This window comes from Thermodesulfovibrio yellowstonii DSM 11347 (assembly GCF_000020985.1).
Lineage (GTDB): Bacteria > Nitrospirota > Thermodesulfovibrionia > Thermodesulfovibrionales > Thermodesulfovibrionaceae > Thermodesulfovibrio > Thermodesulfovibrio yellowstonii.
Genome location: NC_011296.1, coordinates 1,543,639 through 1,557,197 on the forward strand (window position 1 = coordinate 1,543,639; position 13,559 = coordinate 1,557,197).

Annotated in this window: 10 protein-coding genes and 1 tRNA gene; 10 read left to right on the forward strand and 1 reads right to left on the reverse strand. The window is 37.4% G+C overall.

What is annotated here, in order from left to right:
* Positions 1-621 carry an MBL fold metallo-hydrolase gene (locus tag THEYE_RS07965; RefSeq protein ID WP_012545344.1) on the reverse strand — a complete coding sequence of 207 codons (621 nt, stop codon included), beginning with the start codon at positions 619-621 and terminating at the stop codon, positions 1-3.
* Positions 622-719: 98 nt separating this feature from the next.
* Here THEYE_RS07965 and THEYE_RS07970 point away from each other — a divergent pair.
* The 10 genes from THEYE_RS07970 to THEYE_RS08015 all read left to right on the forward strand — a co-directional run bounded on the left by THEYE_RS07970 (position 720) and on the right by THEYE_RS08015 (position 13,557).
* A tRNA-Pro gene (locus THEYE_RS07970) sits at positions 720-794 on the forward strand.
* Positions 795-1,179: 385 nt separating this feature from the next.
* Complete coding sequence (locus tag THEYE_RS07975) at positions 1,180-3,111, forward strand: hypothetical protein (protein WP_164924864.1); 1,932 nt, start codon at positions 1,180-1,182, stop codon at positions 3,109-3,111.
* A gap of 407 nt (positions 3,112-3,518) precedes the next feature.
* Positions 3,519-4,511 (forward strand): IS110 family RNA-guided transposase, encoded by a 993-nt coding sequence (locus THEYE_RS07980; RefSeq protein WP_428985663.1) that lies wholly within the window; start codon positions 3,519-3,521, stop codon positions 4,509-4,511.
* A 237-nt stretch (positions 4,512-4,748) separates the two neighbouring features.
* Complete coding sequence (locus tag THEYE_RS07985) at positions 4,749-5,567, forward strand: DUF169 domain-containing protein (protein WP_012544947.1); 819 nt, start codon at positions 4,749-4,751, stop codon at positions 5,565-5,567.
* Positions 5,568-5,583: 16 nt separating this feature from the next.
* Positions 5,584-6,210, forward strand: a complete 627-nt coding sequence (locus tag THEYE_RS07990; protein ID WP_012545597.1) for a TetR/AcrR family transcriptional regulator — start codon at positions 5,584-5,586, stop codon at positions 6,208-6,210.
* Positions 6,211-6,279: 69 nt separating this feature from the next.
* Positions 6,280-7,425, forward strand: coding sequence for an efflux RND transporter periplasmic adaptor subunit (locus THEYE_RS07995; protein ID WP_012545408.1), 1,146 nt, complete (start codon positions 6,280-6,282; stop codon positions 7,423-7,425).
* The gene (locus THEYE_RS08000) at positions 7,425-10,556 is read left to right on the forward strand and encodes an efflux RND transporter permease subunit (RefSeq protein ID WP_012544956.1); all 3,132 of its coding nucleotides are present in this window, start codon (positions 7,425-7,427) and stop codon (positions 10,554-10,556) included. The genes THEYE_RS07995 and THEYE_RS08000 overlap by 1 nt, the downstream gene beginning before the upstream one ends.
* A complete protein-coding gene (locus THEYE_RS08005; RefSeq protein WP_200855661.1) occupies positions 10,553-12,004 on the forward strand; it encodes an efflux transporter outer membrane subunit in 1,452 nt (483 codons plus the stop codon). Before THEYE_RS08000 ends, THEYE_RS08005 begins: the two co-directional genes overlap by 4 nt.
* Before the next feature lie 2 nt (positions 12,005-12,006).
* A complete protein-coding gene (locus tag THEYE_RS08010) occupies positions 12,007-12,951 on the forward strand; it encodes a universal stress protein (protein ID WP_012545334.1) in 945 nt (314 codons plus the stop codon).
* Positions 12,952-13,161: 210 nt separating this feature from the next.
* A complete protein-coding gene (locus THEYE_RS08015; RefSeq protein WP_012545933.1) occupies positions 13,162-13,557 on the forward strand; it encodes a putative toxin-antitoxin system toxin component, PIN family in 396 nt (131 codons plus the stop codon).
* The last annotated feature ends 2 nt before the right edge of the window (positions 13,558-13,559 follow it).

The following is a 13,559-nucleotide window of genomic DNA, read 5'->3' on the forward strand; positions in this document are numbered from 1 at the left end:
TTACCTCTCTGGTTGAAGTATTATAACATCTATTTTGCCCTTGAGTTTTTCAGCAAAATACTGAGCATCCTTTTCAGAACCAACAATGCTTCCATAATGCATTGGAATTGCTATCTTAGGATTAATATCCAACGCAGCCTGAACTGCTTCTTCAGCAGTCATTACATAAGTTCCTGAAACTGGAAGCAAAGCAATATCAATATCTTTAAAAGACTTCATTTCTGGAATATAATCAGTGTCTCCTGCAATATAAATTCTTTTCCCCATTACTTTGAAAATATATCCAACCCAACCTTTCTCCTTTGGATGAAACTTTTTGTTCAAATTATAAGATGGAACAACCTCTATCTCCACACCTTCTATATTAATTTTATCTCCTGGTTTAACAATAACTTCTTTTGCCTTAATCTTGCCTGAACAATCCTTTGGAAGAGCAATAACTGTGTGAGGAGCTAAAAGTTTTTTTATATCATCAGGACTGAAATGGTCATAATGCTCATGAGTAACAAGAATAATATCAGCCTTATCAGGCTTTTTAATTTGAAAGGGATCCGTATAGATAACTTTTTCTCCTGTAATTTTAAAGCTGTCATGCCCAAACCATTTAATATTTTCTAACATAATACACCTCCGGAAAGGTATTTGATATATAATACTAAATTTTAAGCACAGATAACAATTTGACTTTTTTCAAGGATTTCTATTAGATTAAAATTTATCGGGGCGTAGCGCAGCTTGGATAGCGCACCTGCCTTGGGAGCAGGGGGTCGGTGGTTCAAATCCACTCGCCCCGATAAGTATTTTCAAGGGGTTACAGAGTTTCACTCCTGTGTAAGAGTCTCCAACGATAATAAGTGGACTAATTTTGTGCTATCTGCAAATGTCAGCTACAGATTTACCGCATTTAATTCCTTCCAAAACTATTGCCACTTTTTCTTCTGCGGTCTGTTTGATACTTTCGGACATCCTCCCCAGGAAAATGCTTTGCATTGTTTTGTTTTATTTATACTGCCCCTATAAAATTTTTTCTTCCTGCTTATGCAGAAAGTTTAACCTCTACTAATTGACCGTGTCCACTCTCTATTGAATAAGGTTTATTCTTTTATTTTTTCAACTTTCAATTGAAAAAATTTATGTTAATCATTATACTTGAGGGAAAAGGAGAAACTTGAGGTTAAAGTGATAGAAAGGAAAATTTTTTTATTTTCAACTCTTTTCTTTTTACTAATCGCTTTTTATTGCAACTCGTCAGCTCAATCACCCATTGAAGAAAAAAACAAATTTAATCTTTTCGCTCAAGAAACAATAGATTTTAATGAACTCATGCAAAAATATAAGGAATCTATAATTACTATTGATGAAGCTAATATAAAAACTGAAGAAATTTTAGGAATTCCCGTTATTACATCAAGACCTGCCGACACCCCGGAGAAGGAAATTAAGAGGCGGAGAGATATATTAAATATGCAGTATGGACAGGCAAAACAAAGGTTTGAAGATTTAGAAAACCAGGAAGAAGAACCTCAAATCGTAGAAGCTATTCCAGTTGAAGGTTATATAGTAATTAACGGAGGAGAAAAAAGGTTTTATGACAGTAGTCATATAGAAAAAGAACTATTTTACCGAATTAAAGAGACCTTTGTAGGTAATATATTAGTTGTTCGCAAATATAATACTTATAAAAAAGAGTTTGAGAAAAATAAAGAATATGAACTTGATAGCCTTTCAACAAACATAAAAGTGGAGAATTTTTATGGAAAAACCTGTATAAAATGGAGTTATTTTGTGCCAAAATTTTGCACAAGATATGCAAATTTTATTCACTACGAAATCAATAAAGGAGAAATTTATCCTAATTTCTACTCGGGAGTGGTGGACATAGATCAATTAGAGAAAGACCAATTAGAGATAGTAGCCAATACTCCAGAAATAATATTCTATACAAAAGATGGACTTCATTATTCAGACTCTACCAAAGTAGGTTGCACAAGTGGAAGGTGGAAATTAACTAATCATGAACTTGAAAAATTATTAAACATAGGTAGCTTTAAAATAACTAAAAATATCGGAAATGTTGACAAATCGTCAAGCTGCATAACTGGTTCCACCATCACTCTGTATCTCAAAGTCAAAAAGGATGAACCTGAAAAATGCAAAGAACCCAAAAGCGTTAATATAGAAATATTATCCCCTTCAGAGGGAGAAAGGTATATTTTTACAGAACAAAATCCAGGAACTCTTACCCTTGAACTTAGAGCAAAAACTACTCCTGTTAAATATGAAGAATCAATAGAGTGGGAAATTCCTGAGATGGAAGGCTCACATAAGGTATTTCAACCATCTTCGGGTTTGTCCAAACCAAAAGGTCCGACTGTAAAGGTAACATATAACGGATTACCAACACACAGTGAATCCTTCGGTAAACAGAAAGTTAAAGCTCGTCTGAATATTGACGGATGCTCACTTGAGAAGACAAGGGAGATTCTAATTTTTTATCCTCGTGACGAAAAAAACAATCCTCAAGGCAGATATCCCAACTGGTTTTATTACTGGAAGCAGACTCCTGCAGCAATGCCCTTTGGACAAAATGTGAGATTGGCATTTCATTGTGATAGTATTCCAATTGATAAATGCGTTTGTTTGCATGGAGGAGTGGTAGGACAATATAATCCCTATTACTCTGAGCATAAAACAATAAATGTCTGCGATTTAAATAAAAATCTTGAACCTCAAGACAGGCAGAATTTTACTATTAGACTACCAGCGATAAAACTCTCAATTCCATCAACATTAACCAGTAGAAATTTTCTCACATATACGCACATAGATACCTTTGCAGTGATAATCATGCATGAGTTTACCCATTTCAACAATGCACTAACTTTCTGGACAGATGGATACAATCCCGAAAAGGACAAAGATGGAGATACTCTACCTGATCATATTGAAGCTGAACTGGGACTTAATCCTGAGGAGAAACTTTCTCATTGGAAAGATACTCTCCAAGGAACTGACGATGAAGAACTTTTAACTCTTGAAGCCACCTATGACTATCCTTCTGGTAAGTTTGATAAATATGACTGGGGAAAACCAGGAAAAAACTGGAAATAAAATGCCCTCGTTTCCTTTTTTGAATCACAAGCCTGATTTTCAGACCAAAATCCCTGACAGACTAATGCCTACTTTTTTGTTGATTCAAAGCAGCAATTTATACACAAAAAAGTGATATAATATGTGTATAAAAGAGGCTGTTCAATTACTGAAGGTCATCGTATATTAAATAATGGAGGTTAAAGATCGTGGTGATGGTTTACAATTATAGAGGAGGAGTAAAAGTGAAGGAGAGGAAGAGCGAGTTGTCATTGGTCATGCAAGACCGTTCGGAATGTTGCTCCCTCTCCTTGCGCTTCCTGAACCTGAACGGGAACATCAGGTCTGGAACCTGTATTACTTACCACGATGATAGGTTAAAGGAAGTCCTCCGAAAAAATCAATATACTAATAAGGAGGGGTTTATAATGAGCACTTACAAAGTTTTCATAGGTATTGATGTATCAAAGAAGTATCTTAATGCAGCGATACTCAATGGAGACACTACAGTAACGTTTAAGAGCTTATATTGTCCAGAGGAATTTGAGAAGGAATTGAATAGGCATTTGAAAGAGATAGAAAAATCGGAGTTACTAATTGTTATGGAGCATACAGGGGTCTATCATCTAAGATTGGCTCATTATCTGTATGAGAGCGGATATAATGTAGGAGTGATTAATCCTTATTCAATGAGGAAATTTTTTGAGGCAAAGGGCAAGAGAGCAAAGACAGACAAAGTAGACTCCATAGTGATAGCTGAGTATGGGAGGCAATTTTTTGATGGGAAGCTATATAGACCTAAGACAGAGGCTCAGAAGCAAATAGAAACCCGGTTGAGGTTACTTGATGATTTTCAGAGGCAGATAAACATGGTTAAGAACCAGAGGGAAGCATTGAGCCATGTTCCTATGGAAGGCATCAAGAAAGTGCTAAGGTATTATGATGGGATAATAAAGGCACTGAGCAGTAGCATGAAAAAGGTAGAGAAAGAAATACAGAAGCTTTGCAGGGAAAAATTTAAGAAGCAGAGGGAATTACTTGAGAGCATACCTGGGATAAGTGACAGAGCGATAAGTGTAGTAGTATCAATGCTTAGGGGATTTGAGGGGTTTAGCAGAGCGAAGGAAGTAGGGAGTTTTGTAGGGATATGTCCCTCGCCGTATGAGAGTGGAGATACAGTGAGGGGGAGGGGAAGCATAATGAAGAGGGGCAACAGTTATGTGAGGAAGGTTTTTTATATGTGTACACTGTCAGCGATAAGGGTGAATGTATATTGCAAGGGATTATATGAGAGATTATTGAAAAAAGGGAAGTCAAAGAAGTTGGCATTGGTGGCAGTGGGGCATAAGTTGCTCAGGCAGTGTTTTGGAGTATTGAGAAGTGGGAAAGAATTCAATCCCAGTTTGGTAAAAAGCACTTGACAAAAGAACACGGAACATTCCGAGTACCCTCAATGGGTGTGAGGAATCTGACCCTTAGGGTCACCCTGAGCGTAAGCGAAGGGTCTCCTCCTTAAATCGGAAAGAGGAGATTCCTCGTCGCTAACGCTCCTCGGAATGACAGATGGAGGTAAATGAAAAATATTAAATTCTAATTCCTTGATTTATAAGAAACTGGGAAATTTTGAACAGTCTCATATAAGAAAGGAGGGCTGAAATATGGAAAGCAAAATAGCAAAGGCTTTAAAAATGGAATTAAATCCTGTGGCAATCATATGGTCAGATAAAAGACCAGAAAATGCCTTGCAATTTAAAGAAGGTAAATGGGGATGCGTTATGTGGTTGTTTGCAAATGCTGTAAAAGGTAAAATAGTTGTTTTTGATAGAAACACGTACGGTTGCTGGGGTGGAGGCGTTGGTCTTGGTTTTGGTAATACATATTTAGATATGGTTGGAGGAATAGAATGTTTTTATTATTTCCTTTCATCAGGTAACAAAGAATGGGAGATTGGGAAAAATGTAGCTGAACAAATTAAACCCCATGTAACTAAAGAATTCTATGAGGAGTTTCTTGAAGGAGAGAGATATTTAAAAACTCCTGAACATGTTAAAAAATTTGTTGAACAGTTACCTATCATTGAGATTCCTACAAAATATGTTATTTTTAAACCTTTAAAGGAAGTAAATTTAGACGAAGAGGAGCCAATAGTTATAGTATTTCCTGTAAATCCTCCTCAGCTTTCTGCCCTCGTTGTTCTTGCAAGTTATGGAAGAGAAAGTTTTGAGAATGTAATAGTTCCATGGGGTGCAGGCTGTCAAACAATGGGAATATACGCATATAGAGAGGCAAAATCAGATTTCCAGAGAGCGGTTATTGGTCTTACAGACCTTTCAGCAAGAACACATGTAAAAAAACAGCTTGGAGATAATCTCCTTACTTTTACTGTTCCTTTTAAAATGTTTCTTGAGATGGAAGAAAATGTTGAGGGAAGTTTTTTTGAAAGAAATGTATGGCAATATCTTATAAAAGAAATCTAAAAAGTAATTTTTAAAATTGGAGGTAGTTAACATAAGCAGGCGTTCAGGATATCAATCAAAGAAAAGAATAATTGATGCAGCCATAAAAGTATTCTCCCAGTATGGCTACAGTGGTGCTACTATGAGAATGATTGCAAAGGAAGCAGAAATAAGTGTTGGAGGAGTTTACCTTTATTTTAGGAATAAGGAAGAACTTTTCCTGTTTTTAATGAGAGAAAAAATAAAAGATTTAGAATTAAAGCTCTCTTCTATTTTGAACAGAGTAAGAAGTTCTAAAGAAGCACTTAAAGAGTATGTCAAAAGTGTTATTGCGCATGCAACAGAAAATAGAGAATTAATACTTATACATACCAGAGAACTGGGTTTTACCTTCGGAATGGAAATTAAAAAGGAGTTTTTTGAGAAACAAAAAAAATTACTAAAAGGTGTAATTGAGAAAGGTGTTCAGTTAGATGAGTTTAAAGAATATAACTCAGAGGAGGCTGCAAAGCTGATAATGCATATCATAAGAGGATATGTATTGTCAGTGGTTGAAGATCCTGAAAATCTCATTGACCCCGATGAATGCGTAAAGATTATTTTCAATGGGTTGCTGAAAGTAAAAGGGGATTCTTCGCCCTCGCTTTGCTCGCGCTCAGAATGACATGAGGAAAATAAAAAGCTATGCTGAGAATGGCAGAAAAAGTTGAAGCTTAAATAAAGAGGTGTTAGAATGCGGATAAAGTTAATGTTAATTTTGTTTCCACTTTTGTTTGCCTTATTTCTTTTAGGATGTGAAAAGAAAAAGCCCATGCCTCAGATACCTGAAGTATCGGTTATTAAAATAGACACAGAGGAGATTCTTCTTACCACAGAGCTTCCTGGAAGGACGTCTCCCTATAAGATTGCTGAGATTAGGCCTCAGGTAAGCGGCATAATTCTTAAAAGATACTTTACTGAAGGAAGCAATGTTAAGGCTGGAGAGGTTCTATATCAGATTGACCCTGCTCAATACAAAGCAGCCTATGACAATGCCAAAGCAGCACTCTCACGGGCAGAGGCAAATCTTCAATCAGTCAAGGCAAAATATGAGCGTTATCAGGAACTCATAAAGGTAAATGCCATAAGCAAGCAGGAGTTTGATGATGTTAAAGCTCAGTATGAGCAGACCCTTTCTGAGATTGAGGCATTGAAAGCACAGGTAAGAAACGCTCAGATTAATCTCGGATATACAAAGATAACTGCTCCTATATCAGGAAGAATCGGCAAATCAAATGTTACAGAAGGTGCTCTTGTCACTGCCTATCAGGCACAGGAACTCACGAGGATTCAGCAACTTGACCCAATTTACGTTGACATTCCTCAGTCAACAAAAGAACTAAGAGAGCTTGAGAAAAGGCTTGAGCAAGGAAGGCTTAAATATGCTGGCAAAGAGCAGAATAAAGTTAAGCTCATTCTTGAAGATGGAACAGACTATCCTCTTGAAGGAACATTGCAGTTTAAGGATGTAACTGTTGACCCGACAACAGGCTCGGTTACTCTGAGGGCAATATTTCCAAATCCAAAGGGTATTTTGCTTCCTGGAATGTTTGTAAGGGCAGTTATACGGGAAGGTATTAACAAAAAAGCTATTCTTGTCCCTCAGCAAGTTGTTTTTCGTGATACAAAGGGTAATCCCTTTGTGTATATAGTTGACAAAGAAAACAAGGTTCAGATAAGGCCAATTCAGGTTGACCGTACTATAGGTGACAGATGGCTTGTCTCAGAGGGACTTGAGGTGGGTGAGCAGGTTGTTATTGAGGGAGTTCAAAGAATAATGCCTGGTGCACAAGTTAAACCTGTGCCTTATACCGAACAAAAGAAGGAGCAGAGCAGATAATGCTATCTAAATTCTTCCTTGAAAGACCAGTCTTTGCATGGGTTATTGCCATTGCTATTATGGGTGCTGGTTGCCTTGCCATTTACAATCTTCCTATTGCCCAGTATCCATCCTTAGCTCCTCCGTCTATTTATATCCAGGCAACCTATCCTGGTGCTTCTGCTGAAACAGTTGAAAACAGTGTCACGCAGATTATTGAAGAGAAAATGACAGGACTTGACAGACTCCTCTATATGTCTGCTGTGAGTGACTCTTCAGGTTCTTGTCGAATAGAGCTTACCTTTGAACCAGGCACAGACCCAGACCTTGCATGGGCAAAAGTTCAGAACAAGCTTCAGCTTGCTATGCCAAGCCTGCCAGAGGCTGTTCAGAAAACAGGAATAAGTGTAGGTAAGGCAACAAGAAACTATCTTTTGATTGTCTCACTCATTTCAGAGGATGGAAGGCTTGATGCCTATGACCTGAGAGACTATCTTAAATCCAATGTAGAAAAAGTTCTTGCAAGAATAGAGGGTGTTGGAGAGGTTGAAACTTTTGGATTTCCCTATGCAATGCGAATATGGATAGAGCCTCACAAACTTGTGAGCTATGGGCTTACAATAAGCGATGTAATTTCAGCAATAAAAGCTTACAATGTGGAGGTTTCAGGCGGACAGCTCGGAGGTGCGCCAGCAAAGGAAGGGCAGAGACTTAATGCTCCTATAATCGTTCAGAGCATGCTTAAAGAGCCCGATGAGTTTGCATCAATTCCTGTAAGAATTAATCCAGATGGTTCATCAGTAAAGATAAAGGACGTTGCAAGAGTTGAGCTCGGCACAGACTATTACGATATAGAGGCTTTTTACAATGGTAAACCCGCTGCTGCCTTAGCTGTAAGACCACTTCCAGGAGCAAATGCCCTTGATGTGGCTGATAAAGTAAAGAACAAGATAAATGAATTAAGCAGAAATTTTCCAGCGGGTGTAAAGGTTGTCTATCCCTATGATACAACGCCTTTCACAAAGGTTGCTATAAATGAAGTTGTAAAGACACTCATAGAAGCGATAGTTCTTGTTTTTCTCATAATGTGGCTTTTCTTGGGAAGCCTGAGAGCCACCCTCATACCTACAATTACTGTTCCTGTTGTGCTTCTTGGCACTTTTGCCGTCCTTGGATTAGCGGGCTATTCAATAAATATGCTTACCATGTTTGCCATGGTGCTGGCAATTGGGCTTCTTGTTGATGACGCTATAGTTGTAGTGGAAAATGTGGAGAGAATAATGCGTGAGGAGAAGCTTCCTGTAAGGCAGGCTGTCATAAAATCAATGGAACAGATTACCAGTGCCTTGATAGGAATAGGTGTGGTTCTTTCTGCTGTTTTTGCACCAATGGCATTTTTTACAGGTTCAACAGGCATAATTTACAGACAGTTTGCCATAACCATTATCTCTGCTATGTTGCTTTCTGTTTTTGTTGCTCTTACCCTTGCACCAGTGCTTTGTGTTACCTTTCTTAGACCTCACAGTGAAAAGCAGAGGGAAAGAAAAAATATTTTCTACTACTTTAACTTGATTTATGAAAAATTTTATGGCTTCTTCTTCAAATCCCGATTTGTTTATACAAAGGTAGTTGAAAACTCCTTCAGAAAAGTGCCTGTCTATATCTGTGTTTACATTATCATTGTTGTGGCGTTAGGGATTATTCTAATGAAGCTTCCTACTTCCTATTTGCCTGAGGAAGACCAAGGGATGATGCTTGCACAGGTCATTCTGCCTTCTGGTTCAACTCTTGAGCAAACAGAAGAGATTTTGTCTGAAGTGAAGGATTATTTTCTACAAAAAGAAAAAGATGCAGTAGATTCAATAATTACACTCGCTGGTATGAGTTTTTCAGGCAGGGCACAGTCTGCAGGGATGGCATTTATAAAGCTTAAAGACTGGCATTTAAGAGATAGTTCAACTCTGAGGGTTAAGGCTATTCAGGCAAGGGCAATGATGCATTTTTCACAGAATAAGAAAGCTATGATATTTGTTTTCCCTCCTCCTTCAATTATAGAGCTTGGTAATGCAACAGGTTTTGACCTTCAACTTATGGATATGGGAGGGCTTGGACATCAGAAACTGATGGAAGCACGAAATCAGTTCTTGTATCTTGCCAATCAGGACAGAAGACTTAAAAATGTAAGACCCAATGGTATGGATGATATCCCCGAGTATAAGGTTGATATAGACTGGCAGAAGGCTGGAGCACTTGGCGTGCCTATTAATTCAATCAATAACACCATATCCGCAGCCTTTGGAAGCAGCTATGTTAACGACTTTATAAAAGGTGGGAGAGTTAAAAGAGTTTATGTGCAGGCAGATACTCCTTACAGGATGCTACCAGAAGATATGAACCGCCTTTATGTGCGTAATAACGATGGGAAAATGGTTCCCTTTTCCTCCTTTGCCTCGGGCAAATGGATCTATGGTTCACCGAGACTTGAAAGATACAACGGCTTTCCCTCTATGAATATATGGGGTGAGCCTGCTACAGGGACAAGTTCAGGAGAGGCAATGAAAGCAGTGGAAGAGATCGTCTCAAAACTTCCAAAGGGAGTAGGTTATGCATGGACAGGTTCATCCTATCAGGAAAGACTTGCCACAGGACAGGCACCAATTCTCTATGGTTTCTCAGTTTTTGTCATTTTCCTATGCCTTGCAGCCCTTTATGAGTCATGGACAATTCCTATTACAAACTTAATACTGCTTCCTCTTGGTATATTTGGTTCTGCAGTAGCAACATGGCTTATGGGACTTTATAACGACGTTTATTTTCAGATAGGATTTCTTGTAACAATGGGGCTTTCGTCAAAAAATGCAATTCTTATTATTCAGTTTGCAAGAGATAGAATCAAGCAGGGAGAGGAATTTCAGAGAGCAACAGTTGAGGCAGCAACAATAAGATATAGACCGGTAATAATGACCTCCCTTGCACTTTTCTTTGGAATTCTTCCACTTGCCATAGCAAGAGGCGCAGGTTCAGGAGCGATGAATGCAATCGGAGTTGCCATTGAAGGTGGAGTTCTTGCAGGAACCTTCGTAAGCATAGTGTTTGTTCCCCTTTTCTTCGTGCTTATTTTGAAGCTCTTCAAAGTAAGGACAGTGAAATGAAGTTAAGAAAGATTAAGGAAAAGATTCTTCGACTGCTTTGCAGGCTCAGAATGACAAAACAAGCCTTAATTTTAATGCTATCCCTGTTGCTTCTTTCCTGCACAATGATTCCCGAATACAAAAGACCTGATGCACCTGTGCCTAAAGAATGGCCTCAAGGTGATGCTTACAGTTCCATTAATTATGAAAAATCACCAAAAGCAACAGAAATTAAATGGAATGAATTTCTCACTGAAACAAAACTTCAGAAAATAATTGAAAAAGCTTTATCTAACAATAGAGACCTTCGACTTTCAGCCCTTAATGTTGAGAGAGCCGCTGCCTACTATGGTATTCAAAGAGCAGAGCTTCTTCCAGCAGTGGATGCAATAGGCACGGGTTATAGAGAGAGAACCCCTGCAGACCTTTCACGGACAGGCAGGGCAGAGACAACTTCTAAATACAGTGTAAGTCTTGGGATTACCTCTTGGGAGATTGATTTATTTGGAAGGCTTCGGAGTCTAAAAGAAATGGCACTTGAGCAGTATCTTGCCCAAGAACAAACTCACAGGGCAGCAAGACTCTCTCTTATTTCTGCTGTTGCTACTGCCTATTATACCTATGCAACAGATAAAGAGAATCTCAAACTGGCAAAAGAAACCCTTAAAAATCAGCAGGAATACTATGAATTAATGAAAAAACGATATGAAGTTGGAGTAATCTCAGAAATAGACCTTCACAGAGTGAGGACACAGGTAGATACAGCCCGTGAAGCTGTAGCACGATATACTCAGGCACTGGCTCAGGATAAAAACACCCTTGACCTTCTTGCTGGTGAGATACTAACTGAAGAACTTTTGCCAGAAGGACTTGAGGTCTTAACCTCTCCAAAGGATATTTCACCAGGGCTTTCTTCTGATATACTCCTTAATCGTCCTGATATTATGGCAGCAGAGCACACACTTAAGGCATACAATGCTCAGATAGGTGCAGCAAGAGCAGCTTTTTTCCCGAGGATTTCACTTACGACGCTTTTTGGAACAGCATCAGCTGAGCTTTCAGGATTGTTTGAATCAGGCTCTAAGGCATGGAGTATTCAGCCCCAGGCAATAATGCCAATCTTTGATGCAAGAGTATGGGCAGCCCATGAAGCTGCAAAGGTCGAAAGACAACTTGCTCTTGTTAATTATGAAAAGACCATTCAGACAGCTTTCAAAGAAGTATCCGATGCCTTAGCAGTGAAAGGCACAGTAGATGAACAGCTACAGGCAATTGAATCTCTTGTGCACTCTCTAAGGGAGACCTACAGGCTTGCAAAAATAAGATATGAAAATGGAATTGACAGCTACATGAGTGTTCTTGATGCGCAGAGGTCTTTGTTTCAGGCACAACAGCAGCTTAACAGCCTTAAGCTTCAAAAATATGCAAATCTATTAACCTTATATAAAGTTATTGGAGGAGGAGAATAAAAATGAAAAAATGTTTTTTTGAAAAAATTTTACTTCCTGTGGACAGAAGTGAGCATTCAAGAAGAGCAGTTAATTTTGCTGGATTATTACTTTCAAAAATGGAAAATATTCTCCCTGAAGTAACTCTTTTTCATGTCATTACAGGTCAACATTTAAGTGAAATTTTAAAAAGTATACATTTGAAAGAAAAGGATATTAAGGATTATGAATTTTTTAAAAAAAGCAAAGAAAAATATATTAAAGAATTCATTGAGCCTTTTTTAAATGAATATGCAGAAATATTAAAAGAAGCAGGTTTTAAAGGAGAAATAAAACAAGAAATAGAAGAAGGAGATGCAGGAAACAAAATAATTGAAATTACAAAGGAACAAAAATTCTCTGCTATCATGATGTCCCGAAGGGGTATGTCAGAAATAAAAAGTCTTATTCTTGGCGGTGTTTCAAACAAAGTTATCTGCAGTCTAAAAAATCAAAATATATATATCGTAGGACAAAAAATTTATGAAGAAAATCATTGCCCAGTTCCTTATATCCTTATTCCTGTTGATGGCTCGGAATATTCTATGAAAGCAGTTGAGCATGGTGCATGTCTTGCAAAATTTGTTAAAGGAATAAAAAAAATTACCATTTTACGAGTAGTCAATATTTCTTTATATCTTGAAAGAATACGACAGGGTATAGACCCAGAGGAAGAAGCAAAAGATATTCTCATAAAAGCCCAAAATGTTTTTCTTAAAGAAGGTATCTCTCCTGAATTGATTAAAACTAAAATCCTCGTTGGATTACCTGCTGAAGAAATCGTCAGAGATATACAGGAACATAATTACAATCTTGTAATCATGGGAAGAAAAGGTCGCTCTGCATTAAAAAGTTTAATTTTTGGCGGCGTAAGTTCAGCAGTGATAAATAGATGTCTTGAGCCGACAGTTGCAATTATAAATATGTAAACAATAAGACAGTCATGAACACAATAATTGTAATTGGCTTAATTGGGAAAGAAGGTTCAGGAACAGTTTGCATAAATTTTTTAAATATTTTTTAAATCTGGTATGATTATCTCATACCAGAAGGGAGGTGTTATGTGCCAAAAGTAGTAAAAAAAAACGATTTCTCTTCCATTTGATTTAGCAAAGGAAGTTGAAAAAAAGGTATCTTTCTTGAGAGTAATTTTTGATGCAAATATTTACATTTCAGCTTTTGTTATTCCAGGCAGTTTAGCAGAAAAAGTTATTTTAAAAATATTAAGAGAAAATTACACACTTTTTATTTCTAAGGAGATTATTGATGAGATTCTTTCGGTTCTTTCAAAAAAATTTGATTATCATAAAGAAATTTTGAGTAGAACTGCACTTTTTCTTACAGAGATAGCAGAAATAATTCATTCCAATAAAAAGATTAATATTTTACAAGATGAAGCAGACAATAAAATTATTGAATGTGCTATTTTAGCGAAAGCAAATATGATTGTTTCAGGTGATAAAGAATTGTTATCACTTAGAGAATATGAGGGTATCAGAATAATAACTTTAAGAGAATTTTTAGAAAGCACTTAATT

Bases quoted from the DNA above. Each gene is read 5' to 3' on its own strand.
- THEYE_RS07985 (WP_012544947.1), top strand. From the start codon at position 4,749: ATGGAAAGCAAAATAGCAAAGGCTTTAAAAATGGAATTAAATCCTGTG.
- THEYE_RS08005 (WP_200855661.1), top strand. From the start codon at position 10,553: ATGAAGTTAAGAAAGATTAAGGAAAAGATTCTTCGACTGCTTTGCAGG.
- THEYE_RS08010 (WP_012545334.1), top strand. From the start codon at position 12,007: ATGAAAAAATGTTTTTTTGAAAAAATTTTACTTCCTGTGGACAGAAGT.
- THEYE_RS07995 (WP_012545408.1), top strand. From the start codon at position 6,280: ATGCGGATAAAGTTAATGTTAATTTTGTTTCCACTTTTGTTTGCCTTA.
- THEYE_RS08000 (WP_012544956.1), top strand. From the start codon at position 7,425: ATGCTATCTAAATTCTTCCTTGAAAGACCAGTCTTTGCATGGGTTATT.
- THEYE_RS07980 (WP_428985663.1), top strand. From the start codon at position 3,519: ATGAGCACTTACAAAGTTTTCATAGGTATTGATGTATCAAAGAAGTAT.
- THEYE_RS07965 (WP_012545344.1), bottom strand. From the start codon at position 621: ATGTTAGAAAATATTAAATGGTTTGGGCATGACAGCTTTAAAATTACA.